This window comes from Shewanella psychropiezotolerans (assembly GCF_007197555.1).
Classification (GTDB): Bacteria; Pseudomonadota; Gammaproteobacteria; order Enterobacterales; family Shewanellaceae; genus Shewanella; species Shewanella psychropiezotolerans.
The window spans coordinates 1,758,623-1,780,399 of sequence record NZ_CP041614.1 but is presented as its reverse complement, the minus strand read 5'-3'; the positions used below and the strand labels follow the sequence as shown (position 1 = coordinate 1,780,399).

Annotated in this window: 22 protein-coding genes and 1 pseudogene; 11 read left to right on the top strand and 12 right to left on the bottom strand. The window is 46.5% G+C overall.

The annotated features are described in order from the left end of the window. Positions 1 to 23 precede the first annotated feature (23 nt). The 4 genes from FM037_RS07920 to FM037_RS07905 form a co-directional block, all read right to left on the bottom strand. Positions 24 to 2,240 carry an ammonia-forming cytochrome c nitrite reductase subunit c552 gene (locus tag FM037_RS07920; RefSeq protein WP_144045546.1) on the bottom strand — a complete coding sequence of 739 codons (2,217 nt, stop codon included), beginning with the start codon at positions 2,238 to 2,240 and terminating at the stop codon, positions 24 to 26. 151 nt (positions 2,241 to 2,391) lie between these two features. After that, positions 2,392 to 2,970, bottom strand: coding sequence for a PhnA domain-containing protein (locus tag FM037_RS07915; RefSeq protein ID WP_144045545.1), 579 nt, complete (start codon positions 2,968 to 2,970; stop codon positions 2,392 to 2,394). 243 nt (positions 2,971 to 3,213) lie between these two features. Continuing rightward, complete coding sequence (locus FM037_RS07910) at positions 3,214 to 3,567, bottom strand: group I truncated hemoglobin (RefSeq protein WP_144045544.1); 354 nt, start codon at positions 3,565 to 3,567, stop codon at positions 3,214 to 3,216. A 255-nt stretch (positions 3,568 to 3,822) separates the two neighbouring features. After that, complete coding sequence (locus FM037_RS07905) at positions 3,823 to 3,999, bottom strand: carbon storage regulator (RefSeq protein WP_144045543.1); 177 nt, start codon at positions 3,997 to 3,999, stop codon at positions 3,823 to 3,825. Between the two features lie 122 nt (positions 4,000 to 4,121). On the opposite strand from FM037_RS07905, the gene FM037_RS07900 reads away from it, so the two are divergent. Beyond that, positions 4,122 to 4,316, top strand: coding sequence for a M43 family zinc metalloprotease (locus FM037_RS07900; RefSeq protein WP_227992609.1), 195 nt, complete (start codon positions 4,122 to 4,124; stop codon positions 4,314 to 4,316). Positions 4,317 to 4,349: 33 nt separating this feature from the next. Here FM037_RS07900 and FM037_RS07895 read toward each other — a convergent pair whose 3' ends face one another. Next, positions 4,350 to 5,876, bottom strand: a complete 1,527-nt coding sequence (locus FM037_RS07895) for a carotenoid oxygenase family protein (protein ID WP_144045542.1) — start codon at positions 5,874 to 5,876, stop codon at positions 4,350 to 4,352. Between the two features lie 12 nt (positions 5,877 to 5,888). Continuing rightward, a complete protein-coding gene (locus tag FM037_RS07890; protein WP_144045541.1) occupies positions 5,889 to 6,329 on the bottom strand; it encodes a DUF2141 domain-containing protein in 441 nt (146 codons plus the stop codon). 219 nt (positions 6,330 to 6,548) lie between these two features. On the opposite strand from FM037_RS07890, the gene FM037_RS07885 reads away from it, so the two are divergent. The 4 genes and pseudogenes from FM037_RS07885 to FM037_RS07870 all read left to right on the top strand — a co-directional run bounded on the left by FM037_RS07885 (position 6,549) and on the right by FM037_RS07870 (position 11,158). Then, the gene (locus FM037_RS07885) at positions 6,549 to 7,676 is read left to right on the top strand and encodes a sensor histidine kinase (RefSeq protein ID WP_144045540.1); all 1,128 of its coding nucleotides are present in this window, start codon (positions 6,549 to 6,551) and stop codon (positions 7,674 to 7,676) included. Positions 7,677 to 7,775: 99 nt separating this feature from the next. Further along, positions 7,776 to 8,435, top strand: a complete 660-nt coding sequence (locus tag FM037_RS07880; protein WP_144048882.1) for a response regulator — start codon at positions 7,776 to 7,778, stop codon at positions 8,433 to 8,435. Between the two features lie 146 nt (positions 8,436 to 8,581). Continuing rightward, positions 8,582 to 9,213: pseudogene (locus tag FM037_RS07875) on the top strand (NAD(P)H-dependent oxidoreductase). A gap of 22 nt (positions 9,214 to 9,235) precedes the next feature. Next, positions 9,236 to 11,158, top strand: a complete 1,923-nt coding sequence (locus tag FM037_RS07870; protein WP_144045539.1) for a monovalent cation:proton antiporter-2 (CPA2) family protein — start codon at positions 9,236 to 9,238, stop codon at positions 11,156 to 11,158. 151 nt (positions 11,159 to 11,309) lie between these two features. On the opposite strand, the gene FM037_RS07865 is transcribed toward FM037_RS07870, so the two are convergent. Then, positions 11,310 to 12,218 carry a LysR family transcriptional regulator gene (locus FM037_RS07865; protein WP_144045538.1) on the bottom strand — a complete coding sequence of 303 codons (909 nt, stop codon included), beginning with the start codon at positions 12,216 to 12,218 and terminating at the stop codon, positions 11,310 to 11,312. Between the two features lie 101 nt (positions 12,219 to 12,319). On the opposite strand from FM037_RS07865, the gene FM037_RS07860 reads away from it, so the two are divergent. Further along, entirely contained in the window at positions 12,320 to 13,453 is a 1,134-nt protein-coding gene (locus FM037_RS07860; protein WP_144045537.1) for an alkene reductase, read from the top strand. Between the two features lie 107 nt (positions 13,454 to 13,560). Here FM037_RS07860 and FM037_RS07855 read toward each other — a convergent pair whose 3' ends face one another. Beyond that, positions 13,561 to 14,454, bottom strand: a complete 894-nt coding sequence (locus FM037_RS07855; protein WP_144045536.1) for a type 2 periplasmic-binding domain-containing protein — start codon at positions 14,452 to 14,454, stop codon at positions 13,561 to 13,563. 299 nt (positions 14,455 to 14,753) lie between these two features. Next, complete coding sequence (gene hpf / locus FM037_RS07850; RefSeq protein WP_112353526.1) at positions 14,754 to 15,110, bottom strand: ribosome hibernation-promoting factor, HPF/YfiA family; 357 nt, start codon at positions 15,108 to 15,110, stop codon at positions 14,754 to 14,756. Positions 15,111 to 15,843: 733 nt separating this feature from the next. On the opposite strand from hpf, the gene FM037_RS07845 reads away from it, so the two are divergent. The 5 genes from FM037_RS07845 to FM037_RS07825 all read left to right on the top strand — a co-directional run bounded on the left by FM037_RS07845 (position 15,844) and on the right by FM037_RS07825 (position 19,415). Beyond that, positions 15,844 to 16,086, top strand: a complete 243-nt coding sequence (locus tag FM037_RS07845; RefSeq protein WP_152829228.1) for a hypothetical protein — start codon at positions 15,844 to 15,846, stop codon at positions 16,084 to 16,086. A gap of 38 nt (positions 16,087 to 16,124) precedes the next feature. Beyond that, positions 16,125 to 17,786, top strand: a complete 1,662-nt coding sequence (locus tag FM037_RS07840) for a PepSY-associated TM helix domain-containing protein (RefSeq protein ID WP_144045534.1) — start codon at positions 16,125 to 16,127, stop codon at positions 17,784 to 17,786. Then, on the top strand, positions 17,783 to 18,124 hold the full coding sequence (locus FM037_RS07835) for a DUF3325 domain-containing protein (RefSeq protein WP_144045533.1): 342 nt from the start codon (positions 17,783 to 17,785) through the stop codon (positions 18,122 to 18,124). The genes FM037_RS07840 and FM037_RS07835 overlap by 4 nt, the downstream gene beginning before the upstream one ends. Positions 18,125 to 18,237: 113 nt before the next feature. Next, entirely contained in the window at positions 18,238 to 18,738 is a 501-nt protein-coding gene (locus FM037_RS07830; RefSeq protein WP_144045532.1) for a hypothetical protein, read from the top strand. 233 nt (positions 18,739 to 18,971) lie between these two features. Next, complete coding sequence (locus FM037_RS07825) at positions 18,972 to 19,415, top strand: OsmC family protein (protein ID WP_144045531.1); 444 nt, start codon at positions 18,972 to 18,974, stop codon at positions 19,413 to 19,415. A gap of 160 nt (positions 19,416 to 19,575) precedes the next feature. Here FM037_RS07825 and FM037_RS07820 read toward each other — a convergent pair whose 3' ends face one another. The 3 genes from FM037_RS07820 to FM037_RS07815 all read right to left on the bottom strand — a co-directional run bounded on the left by FM037_RS07820 (position 19,576) and on the right by FM037_RS07815 (position 21,380). Further along, positions 19,576 to 20,298, bottom strand: a complete 723-nt coding sequence (locus FM037_RS07820; protein WP_221937479.1) for an AI-2E family transporter — start codon at positions 20,296 to 20,298, stop codon at positions 19,576 to 19,578. Positions 20,299 to 20,309: 11 nt separating this feature from the next. Next, the gene (locus FM037_RS28780) at positions 20,310 to 20,588 is read right to left on the bottom strand and encodes a hypothetical protein (protein ID WP_221937478.1); all 279 of its coding nucleotides are present in this window, start codon (positions 20,586 to 20,588) and stop codon (positions 20,310 to 20,312) included. Between the two features lie 201 nt (positions 20,589 to 20,789). Beyond that, a complete protein-coding gene (locus FM037_RS07815; protein ID WP_144045530.1) occupies positions 20,790 to 21,380 on the bottom strand; it encodes a lipid-binding SYLF domain-containing protein in 591 nt (196 codons plus the stop codon). Positions 21,381 to 21,777: the final 397 nt, after the last annotated feature.

Here is a 21,777-nt window from a genome sequence, read left to right as displayed (position 1 = left end):
AGGGCTCAATATGAGCCCTTTATTCATCTCCAAGCATCAAGCACAGCTTGTACCTGAGGCTGGGCGCCATGCTTGCTTATCCAGTCGCTCAGATATGCCTTAGCATCTTGCCGCTTATTGAGTTTATCTAAACCTAACGCGTAGGTACTGGCATAGCGCCCATTAGTGGGGTCCAGTTCACTGGCTGTTAATAACCCATTCAGCGCCGCGGCATAATTCCCATCACGCACATACCAGAGCCCCATAGCGTAGTTGGCTGCCGCCGAGTCGGGTAGCCATGTTAATGTCTGCTTTAACATGGCCAAGCTCTGTTGCTCCTGGCCAAGCAGACGATACAGATCGGCAAGATTAAGCCTGGCGCTCTCTAGCCTGGGCGATATCTTAAGTGCTTGTCGATATGCCTGCTCGGCAAGCACATAATCTTGTCGCTCAAAATAGAACAAGCCGAGTAATACCTGACTCTCAGGAGCACTGGCATTAAATTTCGCCGACTCGATAAACTCATCAAACATGGCTAACAGGACTTTAGCCTTGGCCTTAGGCAGTTGCTCTAGTGGCAGACTCGCCAGTTGACGGGCTATCTCTACCCGCACCGACTTACTGCTTTGTTCGAGATGATTTAATAACAACCGAGCTTTAAGACCGATAGGCAGGGCGTCCATAGAGCGCACCGCTCCTAAACGCACCAAGGGATCTGAGTCCAGTAACAGAGATTGGGTAGCTTGCAAGCTTTGGGAGTTATGAAACTGACCATGGCGCAGTATCGCGCTTCCCCTCACTATCCCTGTTTGCCCTGAATCTAAGGCTATTTTTAACAGCTCAGTAGAGGCATTGATGTCTCCACTGTCTGCATCGAAAAATGCCTCGGCAAAATCATGTACACTCGGCTGCTTACCTCTGGCCTCATTCCAGTTATCAATGGTTTGTTGAGCCCACGAATTAGACTTGTCATCGTGGCATTGATTGCAGGCATTAGGCGCGCCGATCCGCTCAGCCAATGCAGGACGGGGGAGCCTAAAACTGTGATCTTGCCTGCCATCGACGCCCATATAGGTAGTAGTCGGCATATGACAATTGACACATTTCGCCCCCTCACCTTCATGGTGATGGTGCTCAACTTGATCGAATACACTGGGATTATGGCACTGAGTGCAGAGTGCATTACCTTGAATGTTCAGGCTTAGACTATGGGGATTATGACAATTGCTACAGGTCACCCCAGCGGCTTGCATCTTACTCTGCAAAAAAGAGCCCCAGACGAAGACCTCTTCGCGCATCTGGCCATCGGCGTAATAAAGTGGGCTTTCTAATAGAGAGAGCAAGTGGTCATCATTATAATCATGGCCGGGGGTAGACGCTTGCAGCGGTGTGCGTCTCGAGTGACAAGCGGCGCAGGTCTCTTTCTGCCTTTGAGCGACAGGGCCACTACTGGAAAAGGTCTGATACGTATCACTGTTAGCCGATTTAGCATCTGGTATATGCCCCCATTTAGCGTGATTATTAATCGACTGTGGAAAGCCTTTATTCGGCCCTGTCTTTGGTTTCTCCTGGGAGTTCGCCGCCCATTGCAGGTGTTGCTCTCCAGCGCCATGACAGGCTTCACAGCCGACATTAATCTCAAACCATTGTGTATTGAAGCTGTTATTTTCAGGTTCATAATTAACCTCTAGCCCGGTAGAGTGACAGCTAGCGCAGCGACTGTTCCAGTTGAACATGCTGCCAGTCCAGTGCAAAGGATCAGTATGATCTATGGCTGCGCCCTGCATCTTAGTCTCATCCATACCGTGAAGCTGCTCCGGGTACAGATGATACCAACGCTGGCCGCCCTCCTCCTTGCTACGCGTGTCCCAGATTATGCTCAACACTTGCTTAGCCCCGTTCGGGAAATCGATCAGATATTGCTGTAAAGGATAAACACCGAAGGTATAGCCGATATGAAACTCTTGTAACTTACCCTCGGCATTGTCAGTAGTGACATAAAACTTACCATCACGACGGTAAAAGCGTGAGGTCACGCCATTATAGGTAAATTGGCTGTTGTCAAAATCACCTAACACACTGATTTGTGTGGCAACAGACATAGCGGAAAAGTGATGACTGGTCTGCCACTCTCGATATTGCTCGCGATGACAAGTCTGACAACTAGCACTACCCACTAGGCTTGGCGAGCCATCCTCAGCCATCACGAACGGACATACGAATGTAGACAGTAGCAAGAGTCCAAGTAAAGCAATGCGCATATGTAATACCAATATCAAAATAAGCCAAATATTCAACTGCTTATTTTATAACACAGTCAGGGCTGAGAACGTATTTTAGGCCCATAAAAAAGCCGCCATTATCTCGCAATAACGGCGGCTTAATATCAAAATATACGCTAAGGAAGAAAGGTTACTCTTCGCTTGGTGGCACTTTCTTAACGAAGCAAGTTAAAATAACGATACGAGTACCGCTAACGCGCCCTTCGATGTGCTCAGGATTGTTTGTCAGTGAGATACCACGAACCGTAGTACCGCGCTTAGCGGTAAAGGTGGTGCCTTTCACGTTAAGATCTTTAATGATCACCACGTTATCACCAGCTTCGAGAATAGCGCCATTACTGTCTCTATGAGGGATAAAATCTTCATCAACCTCTTCGATGCCAGCGTCGCCCCATGCCTGCATGTCATCATCGAGATAGAGCATATCCAGTAGATCACGTGCCCATGCTTCTTCGCTAATTTGCTTAAGCATACGGTAAGCCATCACCTGAACGGCAGGAACTTGGCTCCACATGCTGTCATTGAGACAACGCCAGTGATTCATGTCTATGGTGCTGCGATCTTGAATTTGACCAGTACAAGTGTCACAGATCATGATACGCGCATCACCATATCCTTTTGAGTCTGGAAGCTCATAGGACGCTAACTTTGACTCGCTACCACACAGTTCACACTTGCTATCGCAGCGCTTTAATAGTTCTCTAGTCATCTCGATCTCTTCAATCAAACATCTACACAATAATGGGCGGCACTATAGCACACACAGTGGTTTCTAAACAGATGACCGAACCTCAGCTTTGACTGGACTGCCGCTCTCTACAACTTGCTGAAATAGCCTAATGTGCTCTGTATTGTGAAACACTCTTAATCTAGTGGTATATCTAAATATGAAAGACAAAAAAACGCAGCCAATCGCTGCGTTTTATAAGGATTAATCATACAAGAAAAAGGCTCACACGCCGATTATCTCTCCCTTGAGTGAATAGGCAATCATCAAGAGTTCCTGTTTTTCCTGCTCCCCGACCTCGTTTTTATTTAGTGCAACCATGATGTCATCGATTACGGCTAAGTATTCCGCCTCGTTGATGTTCATGCATCGATGAGCTTCTGGCATAGATTTTCCCGTGTAGTCCTGTGGCCCACCGGTACCGGCACACAAAAACTCGGTCACCATCTTGATCACCTGCTCTCTGTCACTGTCCTTATAACGACTAGCCACGGTAGGGTTTGTCGCATGGGTATCGAATATATCTGCCGCAATCCGTGCGATTTTTTGCTCCCCTCCAAGACGCTCATAAAGACTCATAACACACCTCGTATCCATTAAACTTAAAGACCCATTAAGTCTAGTAGAAAGTAATGTGAGTGGATAAATACTCATGGTGTTTTATGGGGAAAGACATTGACAGCCCAATGTTAGACGGGAGTTTAACCATCATAAACAAGCCGATTCAAAATAACTGATTTAGCGAGATTTATTCCGCAAAGTTAATTCAACGGAACTAATCTAACGAAACGGGTCTAGTTTATCCAAAACGAGGAAGAAAACTTAAGGTCTAGTTCAATCCCCTAACTCCAAGATCTCACTGCGATAGATATCAACCGATCCGTCGGCAACGATGCCAATGCGGTTATCTGAATAGATATTGATCTCAATATCTTGGAGTTTCTGGCCGTTTTCATCATAGACATTGGTGATCGTGATCGATGAATTAGGCTTTCTGGTAAGAATAAGCATAAAACCTCCTTGTCTGGATATAGCTCCCTGAGCAATATACTCACTAGGTTTAGCAATGAAGTTAGCTTTTAGCAAATTGAGCACTGCCATGCTGGAGCATAGTTGGGATTTATTTCAATCAGATGAACCCGGGCGATGGCGGCATACTCAACTGCATGGGACAGGCCATCAACTGGCAAAACTTCATGGCTTATTCTGATCAATATGCCAACTTTACCCAAGATCAGGTTGACCGCATGATCAATGGCCTAAGCAGTTCTTCACGTGTCACGCTTTGGTCGGCATCTAACTTAGCCGCCACGGGTATCGCCAATTAACTAAAAGATAGTGATAGTCATCTAAGGTTCAGGTTAAACAAAACAGCCGTGAAACCCCAATGGCAGTATCCTCGCCATCTTAGCCTCAGCAATGGGACCCTTGGCGATATCCGCCGAGTCGAACAAGGATAATCCGCTCTGTTTACTTTCATAATCGAGCCAGGTCATCAAGATGTAGCCCTCACCAACCTCTTTAGCTGGAATATACAGCGGCTCCTCTATTATCTTGTTGTCGCCAAAGTAATAAGATTGATTACCCGTCGTTGTTACACAATGAAGGGTATCGCTCAGACCTGTGGCATTATTTATACGTGCACCGACCCCAAATACCGATGACATAGAATCACTTATGCGGGTATCGAACTGAGGAAACTCCATCTCAATATTACTGCGGATCAACTTAGCGACTTTCGAAGCCAATACTAGCTGATTAGTTAACTGTTTGGCTAAGCGCTCATGGGATTCCAACTCTACCGAGATAGTCACAAATTCAGCATTTGTGCTAGCGTCACGCTCCTTGCCAGTCAGCAGTTGAGTCATACCATCGAGCAATATGCCCGCATCCGGGTAGAGGCTAATTTGCACCTCAAGCTGATTATCATGTTCAACCGCTTGGCCAAAATGAAAGGCGAAGCCGGCGGGAAGGTCGACCCACTGCTGTAACTTGAAATCCGCCTTATCGATAATGAGCAACTTAGCTCCCAGCTCGGGTCGCCATTTAAAGGCATCGATATAAGTTTGTCCCTCTTCATAGACACAAGAGGAAATGTAGAAGATAAGCTTGTTTCGGCTCTGTGCGAACGCATGCATATAACTTGCCTGAGGCAAGGTTATTACTTCGATGCGGGAGATCTCATCCTCTTTAGAGACTTGATACATCAAGAGTGAGCTGTCCCCTCCCACAAACCAGCTGCCGAAATTCCACATGCCGCCTTGCCCATCGGGCAAAGGATGAGCCGAGAAAGGCAGCTGCTTGAACTTGTCCCCAAAGCTTTTCACCCCGAGCGTATCTAGGCTATTTGGGTCAATTCTATAAGGAGAGCCTGCCTCCCAGAGTGCTAACAGTTCGCCGCGCCATGGAATGACACTGGTATTGGCCACATTCATATCATCATTATTGCGAATGGGCAGCGCATCTGGAATGATAGTCCCTGCAGTCCGGTACCTGAACTTGCCGGCCTTCTCTTCTGCCTTAAACTTCTTGGTCTGAATAAACTTGCCTTTATGGCTCACTTTTCCATGAGCTATGTCAAACTGCTGCACCATGCCATCACCATCGAACCAGTGCTGGTAACGCATGCCTGCCCGGTTCATCTTCGACGGTCCATTGCGGTAGAGAAAACCGGTTAAGTCACTTGGCCAAAAACCACTGGTTTCCATCTGCAGAGGGGCAAAGTCACTCATCGCACCCTCGAACGCCATGGCCCACTTCTGTTTTGTCAGATGATTATCATGAGCTAAAGAAAGCACTGAATCTGCCGAGGCTCCCCAAACCGACGCTGTAACAGAGCTCGCCATAAGAGCGAGTGAGGAGCCGATAAACGTTCTTCTACTTAACATGGCTAGCCACTCCTATCTTAGGTGAATCGTTAGCTGTGCATCACCATCGACAGTGAACTTGGCATCGTCATAGCTAGCAGGTCCGAAGCTGCCGCCATTGTTGCTAAAACCATATCCCTCGCTGGGAATACCCAAGAAGTTGGTGTCTAAGGTGCCATTATCATTTTCATCATGCATCACCTTAATGGCGTACTCGCCAGGGGCTAAGTCGGTAAAGACCAGGGTGTGAGACTCAGATGTCACCGCCTTTTTAGTTGATGCCACCACGCCTTTATTAGTGCTATAACTCTCCTCTCCTTGATAAACTGCCACCATCAAACTGCCCTGATGCGCTTGAATGTTATCTAAGTTAACCGTCAGAGTATCTGCATTGGCCAGAGGCTGAAGTAACAGAGATACTAAGGCGGCGATACTGCTAGCGGTTAACGTGCTTTTATTTATGATGTTTTTCATTGGACTTTCCTTGTGTCATCATTGAAGTTGTTAATCTGAGTTCAGTTTATAAAAAGCAGCATCATTAAACAGGTGCCAAAAGTAACGAGTTATGTTTATTTCCCATGACTCCAGGCAAACCTCCGACTCAGATAACCGAGAGCCTGATAATTAATACTCTTATCGTGAACAGAGTGGGAAAACGCTAAAGTGCATGGACTTAAATTTACCAAAGAGAGCATGATGCTCCAGTTAGCAGGCGTCGGAACTTGGGCCTTAGTGACCTGGTTGGCCTTGAGTCAATCGTTAACTCAGTTTGAACTCTTGCTATCAGGGATGGGACACCTGACCTTCTTGATCTTATTTCTACTGATCTCGACTCACTTTTTATCCCGTTTTAATCCTAAGGTGATCACTGGCGTTGTATATTCCCAGGCCCTAATCACCTTAATTCTCATCGTGTTTGACTCCAACATGATCACCCCTATCTTATTGGTGATCTGGGCATCACAACTTCCGGGCCAAGTGAGTAAACGCCTGGCAATTATCAGCCTGATCTTAATCAATCTGGCTTTCTATCTTATCCATAGCCTAAGTCACGAGAGTGCCAGTGCAGGATTTACCGTCCTCATCTACATGGGCTTTCAGTTATTCGCCTACAGCAGCAGTCAGGCAAGATTGAATGAAGTCGAAGCCAGAATGCAGCAAGAGCAACTCAATCAGCAACTTATCGCCACCCGCTCCTTACTGAGCCAGTCCAGCCAACATCAGGAAAGAGTCAGAATAGCCAGAGATTTGCACGATATCTTGGGCCACCAGCTCACCGCACTCTCATTACAGTTAGAGGTCCTCAGCCATAAGGTGCCAGATGAGGTCAAGCCAGATGTCGAGTTGAGTAAACAAGTGTCTAAGGAGCTGCTTGCGAGTATTCGAGCCGTAGTAAAGAAACAGCGAGATATCGTTGGGCTGGATCTGACGGCCCCTATCAATGCATTGATGACACGTCTTCCAGGGGTCAAACTTAAGATGGATGGTTTGCTTCCCTTAACATCAACCGAACTGGCTCAGGAGCTGGTACTCGTTCTGCAAGAAGGGATAAGCAATGCGGTTCGCCACGGTAAAGCCAAGACTCTGTGGTTATCCATGAGCCAGAAGGAACAAACTCTGCGACTCGTTCTCAGGGACAATGGCAAAGGGAGAAGCGGCGCACCTATCCCGGGATCGGGCCTTAAAGGAATGAATGAGCGGCTCGCCCCCTTCGATGGCAAGGTGGAGCTGAAAATGAACAAGCTCAATGAGCGGGGTCGTTCAAGCTCTGACACAGAGCTTCATATCAGCTGTGACATCGATACCCAAGTCACTGTCTGACATTAGGATTTTAGTTAGCTGCAAGGCATATAAGCAAACATTTACATTAGATTTAAAACGTAAGAGATGGATGAAATTAAGATGGAAGATAAGGTGAAAATGCCAGCAAAACTCGATAAAAAAGTCCCCATTACCTTAGCCCTGATCGATGACCAACAGCTGGTAAGGCACGGCATCGCCAGCCTATTATCTCTTTCAGACAAGGTACAAGTACTCTGGCAGGCGCAAAACGGACTGGAAGCCATAGACAAATTAGCCCAGCAGCCTGTCGATCTGATACTGAGCGACATTCGCATGCCAGAGCTCGATGGCATAGGCATGCTCAAACAAATAAGAGCCTCTGGCAGCCGAGTACGGATCATCATGCTTACTACATTCGACGATAATGAGCTCTTGATGGCCAGCATCACCCAAGGTGCCAATGGCTTTCTGCTCAAAGATGTCTCACTAGAAAAGCTAATTTCCGCCATCACTCGAGTTGCCAGCGGCGGTTACCTGATAGAGGCCGATGTGCTGCAAGAGCTCAGCAGCAACCAAGAGCAGTTAAGCATAGATAGCCTAAGCGAGATCAAGATAAGCAGCCGCGAGTCAGAGATCCTCACCCTGATGGCGGGAGGTTTATCCAACAAGGAGATCGCCGCAGCAGTCTTCCTCGCCCAAGGCACTGTCAAGAATCATATCTCCAACATCTTACTCAAACTCGAAAGCAGAGACCGCACTCAGGCCGTGCTAAAAGCACTGCAATTAGGGCTGATTTAGTTAGCAATCTAATAGACTTAACAATCAGTGCAGCTAATACGTGTTAGTTAAATGCTAAGTATGTCTATACCCGAACCTGTGCTAACTTAATTCATAGTGCATGTACTCTTTTTCACAGAGACATCGCCCTCTCACAAGGACAAGTTATGCTAGAGGAAAGAAAAAAAATCTTAGTGCTATTCGCACATCCATCTCAAGAACGTTCCGAGGTCAACAAGCTGCTGTACAAAGCCAGTTTGGAGCACAGTGATGTCACCGCCATCGATCTTTATCGTGAGTACCCGACTTTTCACATCAATATCGACAAAGAACAGCAACGTTTACTCGAGCACCAGGTGATCATTTTCCTATTTCCTCTGCATTGGTATTCGACGCCCGCCATCCTCAAACAGTGGCAAGATCTGGTGCTCGAGTATGGCTTCGCCTATGGCACAGATGGCACGGCGTTAAAGGGCAAGACCTTCTTCTGTGCCACCACTGCAGGCGGTAGTGAGAAGGCCTATCAGGGGATGGCTACAATCATTTCACCATTCGAGAACTGTTATACCCTATAGAACAGACCGCCAACTTAAGCGGTATGCGCTACTTAGCTCCCTTCGTGCTGTTTAGCAGCCGTAATGCCAGCGAAGAGGGAAGAATTCCCGGCCACATTGACGCATTTAATACCCTGCTAACCTCATTAGCCGCAAACACTCTGGACTTGTCTCAGGCCGCCTCGCTGCCCGTGCTCAATCAGGCACATATGCAGCAGACGGCTCAAGCATCTCAAACACGCTAACTTAAGGACAAGGTAACTTTTTATGACAGCGTATTTTATTCAAGCCTTTATCTACCTGTGCGCCGCCGTGATTGCCGTGCCCCTGGCCAAACGCTTAGGGCTTGGCTCTGTGTTGGGTTACCTCATTGCCGGTGTGGTAATTGGTCCTATCGTTGGCCTGGTCGGCAGTGAAACCAACACACTGCAACATTTCGCCGAATTTGGCGTAGTGATGATGCTTTTCTTAGTTGGCCTGGAACTCGAACCACGCATGCTATGGGATATGCGAAATAAATTGATGGGGCTTGGCGGGCTACAAATCGGCTTAACCACAGCGATTATCATGGCAGCAGGAGTCTACTTTGGCCTGGGCTGGAGCGTCGCCTTCACTGTTGGTCTCATCTTCGCCCTGTCATCCACCGCTATTGTATTACAAACGTTCAGCGAGAAAAATCTCTCCAAGACGGAGGGCGGTAAGAATGCCTTCTCGGTGCTGCTATTTCAGGATATTGCCGTGATCCCCATGCTGGCTCTTATCCCTTTGCTTGCGCTGCCAGAACTGGTGGAAAAAGCGCAGGCACTCGTTGGCCAAGCCGCCGAGCACCATGAGGAGTTATCACTGGTCGCCGGGCTCCCCGGCTGGGCCTACGGTATCACAGTATTACTCGCCATTGCGGCAGTTGTCGTTGGCGGACATTACCTGAGTCGCCCATTGTTTCGCTATGTGGCCAGCTCAGGACTGAGAGAGATATTCACCGCCACCGCGCTCATGTTAGTCATAGGCATAGCAGCGCTGATGAGCTTAGTCGGCCTTTCTCCGGCTCTGGGCACCTTTCTTGCTGGTGTCGTGCTGGCAAACAGTGAGTTCCGCCACGAGCTAGAGTCCAATATCGAACCCTTCAAGGGACTGTTATTAGGGCTATTTTTTATCACGGTTGGCGCCGGAATAGACTTTGGTGTGCTGGCCAGTAACATTGGCCCGGTTCTCGGTATCACTGCCGGCGTCATGTTGGTCAAGGCTGCAGTATTGTTCTTGCTTGCCATGGTATTTAGGATAAAGAATAGCGACCGTTGGCTGTTCGCTTTGAGTCTGGCTCAAGCCGGTGAGTTTGGCTTCGTGCTCCTAAGCTACACGGTACAAAACCATGTTATTCCAACCGATCTGGCCCAGATGCTCTCCCTCGTCGTCGCCCTGTCAATGTTCCTCACCCCTGGCTTGTTCATCTTGTTCGACAAGGTGATCTTACCCAGATACGAGGTGAATGAAAACAAACCCGAGGCCGATGAAATCACCGAAAAAGGCACAGTGATCATCGCTGGCGTGGGCCGCTTCGGTCAAATGGTCAACCGCTTTCTTGTCGCCAATAAAATCAAGACTGTGGTGCTGGATCAATCTGTCGATCAGGTGGCCAACCTAAGAAAAATCAATGTTAAAAGCTTCTATGGGGACGCCACACAGCCAGATCTGCTCCACACTGCAGGCATAGAAGATGCCAGCATGTTGGTTATTGCCATAGACAACAATGAGCGCGCCGTGGAGCTGACCAAGTACATCAAGCATACCTATCCTAAGGTGATGATTTTCGCCCGTGCATTCGATAGAGGACATCACTTCGAACTGAAACACGCCGGTGCGGATTTTATCGTCAGCGAAACCTATCACTCAGCACTGGAACTAGGCAAAGAAGCACTGATAGCCCTTGGGGTTCATCCCTTCAAGGCCGAACAGAAGAAGGCCACCCTGCGTGAACTCGAACTTTGTTATAAAGATTCACTCTATGAGATGTGGAAGAAGAACAGTGAAGACAGTAAATACAGCACGCACTTTAGGGAGCTGTTTATTGAGTTGGAAACTGCCATAGCAAAAGCCATGAAGAGTGAACATCTGGATGAACAAGCCCGAGTTGAGCGTGGCTGGACGCCGCCCCCCAAAGATTACGAAAAACGTATGAATGATAACGAGTAGTCCATAGCAGTTCATTAGCCAATGATTAAACTCAGCTGGACAAACATCCCATCAAAGATTACGAAAAACGAATGAATAAGAACGAAGAATTAGGTCCTAGGTTCTAGGATCTAAAACCTTTTTATCACTCCCGCACAATCAAGGTGGCCGATTAACCGGCCACCTTGAGCCGTTCCGCCAGAAAGTCCACGAATACCTTGACCCGATTCACCGCCTTACTCTCCTTACTGTAAACCGCGAAGATACCGTTATCGAACGTGGTGGAGGTCACCTCAAAATCCGGCAGAAGCTGTATCAGGGAACCAGACTCTATCTCAGATTTTATGCCCCATACAGGCTGAATGATGATCCCCGCGCCATCGAGGGCACACTGTCTCAGAATATCAGCATTATTGCTGGTCAGCACGCTGTCTTTCAGTGGAATACGATAAGATCTGCCCTGCTTTCTCAGGGTCCAGCTGTGATAGGGAGTGGAGAAGTTGAACGACAACATGGCATGCTCCCGCAGATCTTCGGGCTTAGTCACCCTTGCATGTCTGGCCAGATACTCAGGAGATGCCGCCATGGCAAAACTGTGAGGACCCAAACGCCTGGCAATAAGGTTCGAGTCTTTGAGACGACTCAGGCGCACCGCCACATCAACCCCCTCCTCCACCAGCTTAGTCATGCCGTCATCGCACTGCATCACCACCCTGAGATCCGGATACATGGCGAGAAACTCAGGTAACAGAGGAGCCAGATGCAGCTGACTGAACCACCAGGGCACTGATACCTTCAATGTTCCATGGGGACTGACATTATCGGCACTGAGCTCGGCCGCCAGGTTTTCCATCTCCATGATCAAACCGCTGGCGCGTCCATAGAGTATCTCCCCCGCGGGTGAAAGTTGTACATGCCTAGTCGTGCGGGTAAACAGGGACACGTTCAACTGACTCTCTAGCTGGGCTATCTGGCGCGACACAGATGAGTTCGCCATGTTGAGCTTTCTAGCCGCCTTAGCGAAGCTGTTGGCCTCGGCAACTGCCATAAAGCTTCTGAGATTTGGGAGTTTATCCAGCATATTATTTCGTTTATTCGAATAGTCATTTCGAAGTTTAGTTATTTTTTAGCATCAATAGAAGCCTTATATTAGCCGAAGAACAGAGTAATCAAGGCTAACTTATGAAATATCCCGCATTATTTGACACAACAACGCTAGGCTCACTGACCTTAGAAAATCGCATCGTGCTACCACCACTGACCCGCTCCCGCAGCAGTCAGCCCGGTAACATCGCCAACGAACTGATGGCTCAATACTACAGCCAAAGAGCCTCTGCAGGCTTTATGATCACCGAAGGCACTCAGATAGAGCCCAGGGGTCAGGGCTACGCCTGGACCCCTGGTATTCATTCCCCCGAGCAAGTCGAGGGCTGGCGTAAGGTTACCCAAGCGATACATGAGCAGGGTAAGGTTATTTTCGCCCAGCTCTGGCATGTAGGCCGGGTATCTCACACCAGTTTACAACCAGGTAATTCCGCGCCAGTAGCCCCCTCTGCGGGTAAGGCTGAGACGGTCAGCGTATTTATTGAGACCGGACCGGGAGAAGGTGCATTAGCTGAGCCTTCCCATGCCCGCGCACTCTCCACCCTGGAGGTTAAGGAGCTGGTTCAGCTCTACAAACAGGCCGCAGTCAACGCCAAAGAGGCGGGATTCGATGGCATAGAGATACACAGTGCCAATGGTTATCTGGTGAACCAGTTTATCTCAGACAAGAGTAACTTCAGGGAAGATGAATACGGCGGCTCATTAGAGAACCGACTGCGTTTCCTCAAGGAGATTGTCGAGGCCGTGACCCAGGTTTTCAGCCCGGAAAGAGTCGGAGTACGCTTCGCGCCTATGTTCGAGACCACACAAGAAGATCGTATCTATCTAGGCCTGTTAGAAGATGATCCTCACACCACCTATGTGACAGCAATCAAAATGCTGGAGCAGGCTAAATTAGGTTATCTGTCTCTTGCCGAAGCCGATTGGGACAATGCACCTGAACTGCCCGACAGTTTCAGACAGGCGGTGAGAGACAGTTTTTCCGGACTCATCATCTACGCCGGACGTTACACCCCCGAACGTGGCCAAAGAGTATTGGAGAAGAACTGGGGTGACTTGATTGCCTTCGGTCGTCCCTTCATAGCCAACCCAGACCTGCCTGAACGAATCCGCCATGATCTTCCCCTCAATGCAGTAGATCCTACCACCATGTATGGTGGTACTGAGCAGGGTTACACGGATTACCCGGTTCATGATGTAAATATTGCTTAAACATATTCTAGCCCTAATAAGCTAGGTTCTTTCTCATATGCAACTAGCAAATACCTTAAGTGAGAGTTGCAGCCATTCGGCTGTGAATGCTATCTATCGCGTTACACTCACTTCACTTCTAGCATGGAAGTCTCAGCTTCGCCGTCCATGAGGAGAAACTCCCTATCGGCCTGATTTAAATATTTTTGCATCAGGCCTTCGGCCCTCATGGTTTTTAGCACCTCAGCGATTAATCCCGCCAGCTTATGATGACGCATGTGCAGATAACCAAAATTATCAAAAGTCTCCAATCTGCCAACCATATGAATCTTGGCATCATTAAACTCATTGCGCTTTAACAGGGGGATAATTCTAAACTCGGCACCGATATAGATATCGATTCTATCGTGCATAAGCCGCTTCAACCCATGTAGCGGGTAAGTGGCGATGGTCAATTTATCCGAGGGGACCAGCGCCACCAAACGTTTCTCTGTGATGAAGATCCCGCGGCGATACTCGACTCTATAGGACGTATCTTGAAGATCGGCCCAGCGAGTCAGTTTGATGTCGGCGCGATGGGAAAAAGCACTGAAATGTGTCGAGACAATCGGCTCTTCGATACGAACAAGATTATTAAACTTTTCAGCATAATCGGCGACCCTTGCCGCCTCACCATCTACCCTACCAGAATTGGCCATCATGCTGGCCCGCGACGGTGGATAGACATTATAACGAAAAGGTATATTCAGTCGCCTGAATACCTCGATATAGACAAGTTCAACCCACCTGAAGTTAACGTCAGACTTGGGATCACCGATAAAAGCCAAGGTGATGCCTGCAGTATCTCCTTCACCATCGATTTCAGCATATCCTCCAACATCAGCCTCGATGTATCTTCTAAGATCTAAGCCTGTTTCTGTCCGAGGAGCTTCTACCACATTAGCCATAACTTTTGTCATAGCAGGCGCAACACTGCCAAAGAGTATGACACCCAAAAAAAGTAATCTTGCGATTGTCGACATCACCACACCCATTGCAGTACAGTCACTGATCCATGGATTAACTATAGCCGCTGGTGTTTAAGCGTATTAAAATAATGACCAGTACCAGATGATCAGATTTAAGTTTCCTGTTAAACACTAGATAGTTTTTAGCCAAAACTAACAACAAAAAAGCCACCCTAAGGTGGCTTCTCTATAAACTTCTATGCCTACAAGACTGTAGCGTTAAACCGACTTCATCTCTTGTATTATCTTCATAAGCAAGCTCACGAGCAATTTCTGCAACATTGTTGCTCACTGCCTTGCTCTAAATTTCGTCCTTAAACCAGTTTCATCTCTTGGACTATTTCATGAGCTATTTCTGGCGTCGTGCTCACTGGCTTCTCATGTTTATCTGCTTTTAGCTGACCCTTACGGTGCTTGAGCGCTGCCTCGAGCTTCTTCTTGGCAATCGCAATAGCCGGATACATGACATCGTTTGTCCCCGATGCAGAGATTCGACTACCTTCATAATTAGTGCGCAACTCAACCTGATACTCGCCATGCTCTTTAGAGATGGTGACATCTAACGAAATAAGTGTCGGGAAATGAGTGGCTATCTTGGAAAACTTTTCGTTCAAATGTTCTTTGATTGAATCTTTAACATCTACGTGGTGACCTGAAAGATTTATTTTCATAGGTTTTCCTTTTAAGAATTACTTCTAATAATAGAACTGGGGTCTGAGCTTGAAAATCTCAAGGGCTAACATAAAATTAATTTAAATTTTTACGCTAGCAAGTCATTACTAACTCGGTTAATAGAGTATTTTCATACTCATACAGACCTAATAGACCTCTATCCATCCTAACTATTACCATTGCAGAAAGTGAACGTTTAAAGATGAAAGTGCCAATGGGCGGATATGACCACGCACCTTTGATGCATATTTGTCACACGTAATTAATCACCAAAACAGTTCCAAACCAGCTGTCTTAATATTTACTCCTGATGCGAAACAAATGCAAGCCTCGGTTATATTCAATGTCTAAAATAAAGACAAAACTAAGATAAGCGTCATAAAAGCAGACAATATGTTGATATTTTCACCACCAAAAAGACTGATAATTAACCAACTAAAATTAAGCATAAACCATACTCGCTCTGTATGATGATTAATTTTCATTCACACCGAATCATTTCGGTCATTTACCGCAAAAATGAGAAGCAGTTCTCACTATGTAAATTTACATGTAAATGAGAATGAAAACAGTTACCAGATTTACACTCCTGATGTAAAATCGATCCCACCATTTTGATCTACCTGTTTCGTAGCAGGTTAAAACGGACAGAAAACAGTGATCCACTCTCACGTTACCAAATTAACTTTCATAGAAAAGGTGAGTTTATATCGCCCCAAACATGGCGCGCTGATGACCAGAATTCTGGCTGCGATATTTGGCGGTTATCTGGTTGCGGCCAATGTATGTGGATTTATTGCAGCCTTGCTGCCACTTCCTGCTGTCGATGCGACCTTAGTGGCGACCATGCTTTCATTCGCTATCTACGCCGTCAGTGCTATTCGAACTTTTAGCCTACCGTCGGCAATGAGAGCCTGGTTAGAGCCTTTGCTTATAAGTGCTTGCCTATACGCCGCGACTCAAATGATGACCTAACACCTGTAACAGGTTTATTTCCGTTTTTAGGTAACCTAATGAAAGATTCTTTTTTTCGCTCTATGACCTGGCTCCATACTTGGGTCGGCCTGCTCGTCTGCTGGATACTTCTTGTCGTCTTTTTTGCAGGCAGCATGAGTTATTTCCGTCACGAGATATCATTGTGGACCAAACCTGAATTGCATTCAGGTACATTCCAACATTATCACGCTAATGAGCTTGGCAAACAGTTAGCGTCGGGACAGAAATTCTTAAACGAACGAACCGATAATGCGAGGGACTGGCGTATCTACCTGCCCACTGAGCGCAGACCTTATCTTAGCTATGGCTGGCAAAATCAACCGGAAGCAGGCCAACGTCGCGGTGAATTTCATGAATTGATCGTTAAACCCGATAGTGAAGAGATGATCAGTGAAGTACGTGAGTCTAAGGGCGGTAATTTTTTCTACCGATTACACTTTGACCTTCATTATATACCGGCTAAGTTTGCCCGTTGGATAGTGGGCTTGTGCACCATGTTTATGCTGGTCGCCTTAATCAGCGGGATTGTCATCCATAAACGAATATTTAAAGACTTCTTCAGTTTCAGACGTAATAAGCGCAGCCGTTCCTGGCTTGATGCCCACAATGTCAGCTCAGTGATAGCACTGCCCTACCACTTGATGATCACCTATACGGGTCTCATCACCTTGATGTTTATGTATATGCCTTGGGCAATTGTCACTAATTATGACGGTGATAACCAAGCCTTTCGCGCAGAGTTAAATCCATCTAGGGTACAAACAAAGCCTAGTGGTCAAGATGCTAATCTTATTTCTGCAGCTAGCTTATTGCCACAAGTAAAGCGTTACTGGGGAGAGGCGCCGATTAAACAAGTGATCATCTCTGCGCCACATGACAGCAATAGCCGTATCAGCTTCTATCGTAACAATGAACAACTGGTCACCGACAAACGTACTCAAATCGTATTTAACGGAGTGACAGGTGAGCTAATTACCATGTCACCGATGGAAGAGTCTGCGACTCATGCAACCTACGACACCTTAATGTCATTGCATACGGCGAGATTTTCAGACTTCATTCTACGGCTATTTTTCTTTTTCTGTGGCTTATTAGGCTGCGCCATGATCGCAACAGGCGCACTACTTTGGGCGGTAAAAATCCGCCAGAAGCAGCAGAAACAGATAAACAAAGGCGAGCCGGCGAGTTTTGGTCTGCGATTGGTCGAAGGGCTGAACCTGACGTTTATTGCAGGGTTACCCTTAGCGACATCGGTTTTCTTCTACGCCAACCGTATACTGCCACTCGAGATACAAGATAGGGCGCAATGGGAAGCCGATAGCTTCTTTATCGCCCTTGGCTTAGTGGGATTATTAGCCTGTTTTAATCGCAGCCTGAGCAGTTGGCGACTCGTTTTGAGCATTGGGGGCCTTGGCTTAATTTCTCTGCCTCTACTCAACGCCTTAACCTCTCCGAGCAATATTATCGACAATATTGTCAGCGGACAGTGGGCCTTAGTGGGTTTTGACCTCTTATCTTGCTTATTAGGCTTAGGGTTACTTTTCGCTATCAAAAAACTCAACACTTCGAGTAAACCTAAATCAGCAGCCATCAAGAAAAATACGGCAGCAGAGTCTCAGCGACAAAACTTAGCGAGTGAAAATCCCCTTACAGCTAAAGTGAAGGAAGAAGCCCTATGATGATCTCGAATCTAATGGTATTGAGTATCTTGTGGATCAGCTATATCGCATTTGGCTGTTTAGCATTGGCCATGTTTTCTAATTTCAGGAGTACCTTCAAAAAGGCCCCGACTCCATTGCAAAGTAGAGGCTTATATTGGTCTGGTTGGTCGATACTTGTCTTAAGCTATTATTTGAGTGTGGCTAAACAGGGTATGGTTTATGGCAGTATATTCTTTACTGGTATGCTTGCTGTCGCAGGATTATTAGTGATTCTCACCCTAAGTTACCGTGCTAAGTCTCTGCCAGTTTTTATGGCCACAGGACTATTGGCAAGCGCCGGTTATCTCTTAACTTAATCCCAATAAAACTGATTAATGGCGAGCATGCTCTTCAATAATGATGGTGTTCAGCTATCATTCAGCTTAATTATTATACAATGCGTACCTATTCACAAAATAGTGAGACAGGTATGCAAGTTAACTCAACGAATCAATATGCCACCAACGCATCTGTAGCGATTCAACCAGCCTCGAATCAAGCACCAACAACTGCATTTCAGGCCAAAGTTGTTGCAGCTAAACCTCTGCCAAATATCACCGATTCAGTCACTCTTTCGGCGCAGGCGATGGCCTTATCCAAGCAGCCCAAAATGCCCATAAGTGAAGTTATGCCTTTAACCCCTACTCGACCTGCTCTCCCTGGCACTGGTGAGAATCAAGGTAATAATCAAGGTGAAAAAGTCGACCAATATATCGAGTATCGTAAGACTGTGGCTCAATATCAGATATATTCAGATATGGCGGGCGTAGCCACAGGAAACGGCAATGGCTTGTCGCCTGTAAGCGCTTATTACCTGTCGAATAACGATGGCGCACGTGAAGCCGTAGTCGGCTCTATGGCTCAGCAGCAAGAAGTATCCGTCATGCAAACCTATGTTGAGACGACTCAGAGCATAAATGAGCAAGCTTAGCGTCTCTGACTCCGCCCCTTACTGCTGAAGGACTCTAATAAGGTAATTAAGAGCCTCTTCAGACTGGTACCTTTGCCTTTTCCTTCATGCCCTCCTCGCTTTCCCCTTATGTTTCTCTTCATTTCCTCCAAGCCTCTCCCCTGCCAAGACACTCTCTAATACCAATCGGTATAGAGATGTAATCGTGCTAACCTGCTGGCAATACAACTCATAAAATATGCGTAGGAATTAATATGGCTTTCACCTTGGAAGTGAGCTGGGAAACTGATAATCGACCGATAGTCGAAGGGGAATTCTGTCGAGATCACACGATACACTTTGGTAGCGGTCAACTAATTCAAGCATCATCGGCTCCTGAATACAAAGGCAGTAATACTAAGGTTAACCCTGAAGAGCAATTGCTAGGTGCTTTAAGCTCCTGTCATATGCTGACTTTTCTCACTATCGCCCACCTCAAACGATTAAAGGTATTGAGCTATAAAGATGTCGCGACGGCAGAGCTCGGTAAAAATGAGGCGGGAAAAATATCCATATTAAAAATAACATTGAAGCCAGTCGTTATCTTCGATACAGATCAGGAAGTGAGTGAAGCTGTGTTAGATAAAATTCATGACAAGGCCCATGCGAACTGCTTTATAGCGAACAGCTTATCTGCCGAAATTGAAGTTATTTACTAGCCCCCTATGAAAAGGGGGCCTAACAATGTGCATGATGACATGGCTTACCACCCAAAATCTTCATATAAATTGGCCTGCAATAGCGTCCATGTAGGCCAAGGCACAAGGGATTAAAAGCACTGGTGAAATTATCCGCCTAAGAATTTTTTTCCCATACAGATTACTTAACCTCTGTATCGACAGTGTCATCTTGACTCACATTGCTTGGCTCATTGTCTATCCAGGCAATAAACAATTTATAGCCCAAGCCCATCACTACCGCGCCTACAAATAAGCCCACAATTCCCGACATCATCATGCCACCAATGGCACCGAGTAAAATGATAAGCATAGGGATATCGACGCCACGGCCCATCAACATAGGCTTAAGAAAGGCATCACTAGCACTGACTAAGATGGCCCAAACCATAAACATGATAGCAACCGATGAGCTCTCAACTGAAAAAACATAGGCTATGATCGGAGCCAGAACTAAGATGGGTGGAAGTTGCACTATGGCTAGAATTAGCACGGCCAACATCCAGATCCCAGTTGCCGGTACACCGACTAATCCCATGCCTATGCCTGATAGAATAGACTGTATAAATGCAACCCCTATCACACCTTGAACCACACTACGGACAGTGGCAACCGACAAGGCTGAAAACTCAGCACCATAAGAACCTGCTAGCCTGACTGCTATCTTGTGGCAAACGTCGCTTGCCCCTTTAGTATTGGTAATAAAGACACCACCAATGATAATTGAGATAACAAACTGCAGTACAGTCATGCCGAAACCACCTAGGACAGCGGCACCTTTAGTTGCTAAATTTTTAATCTCTTCACGATGGGTTTTAATGACGTTATCTAAATTCGTCGATGATTTATCCCAGAAGCTATACAACTTATCACCAATTAAAGGCAGATCGGCAACGGATTCTTTAGGGGGGGAATGACGAAAGTGCCCTCTTGAATCTCGCCAATAAAGTCTTGAGTACCGCTCACTAGGGCGCCAGAAAACATAAATGCAGGGACAAGCAGCAAGGCTAATGAAAGCACTGTCACCAGGGCACTGGAACGCCCTAAACTAAGTCCGCTTTTCTTCGAAAGTTTAGCGACTAAAGGAAACAAGGTTATCGCAATTATCCCCCCCAGACGATTGGCATGATAAAAGGTTTTATAATTTCGAAACACCAGATCACTACCATAAAAATAACGGCAATTTTGATGGCTGCATCTACGGCGTGTTTAGTAAACCAGTGGGGGCTATCGCTATTTTGAGCACTCATTTTAGCTCCAACAATTCTATTTAGGCTAGATTGTTAATAAAAAGTAACGTTGAGTTTAAAGCTATCTTAAAGATCACTTACTATCAATAATCTAGATGAAAAAAAGTTATCCCTCTTTCTCAATAAAGTCATCGGTAAAATCTGTCTTCCAGTACTTATAAGCTTGAACCGTGGCTTGGGCGGCAGCACCCATCAAGTTTACCTGATAGGTTTTCACCCCTTCGACATCCACCGACTGGTTGGCTGAGGCTTGATCGCCACTCCCCTCATACTCGGCACTGGCCTCCGCCTGAGCCTGACCTTCAAACCCCGCCTCCTTAAAACGATTCAGCGCATCACGATTCATAAACACCTGTACAAAACCCACTTGTTTCCAGCCAATCCCAGCACCGACACCGCCCGTGGCAAAACGGTAATAAGAGATGGTCCCTTTTTCATTCAGTACGCAGACCCCACCACCAGTTGAAAGTGCAAACAGATAACTGTTACTGCCAGTACAAGTCACATAGGCTACAGAGTTGGCTACGGCCGACTTAGCCCCGGCATGCTCCTTATATATTTCCTGCAACGCCTCATTAGTTTCTGCGCGCGCATTGTTTTTTTTAGATTCTGGTGTATTGCCTGTAGCACAACCAACTAATATCAGCGGAGTCACGATAGCAGCAGCTTTAACTAAACGAGTAAGATTAAATGTCATAACGCACCTTTTACTTATGAAGAACACATGCCAAAGTAAACCGCACCTTGCACATAATTTATAAAACCTTGAATTTAAGCGTACACCTAATACCAATTGGCATAGCAGATAAATCACACCTTTAAATTGATAGAAAGACGTTTAATATTCCAACGCTTTTATAATGACTACCGGGTATTCTGGACGCGATATTGTAAATACTAGTATAAATAGTGTCGAACTAGTTTCCATTTCGTGCCATTGACTAAAAAGTTAGCCATCATCAGGTGTACCACGCACATGCTAGTGCTATAACACTAAGTCTTGGTAGCGTCTAATTATGCTTTTACACTTTTCCACCAGCCAAAAAACACAACTATCAGAGAAGTGATAAGCACCACCTCCCCCGCTATCACTC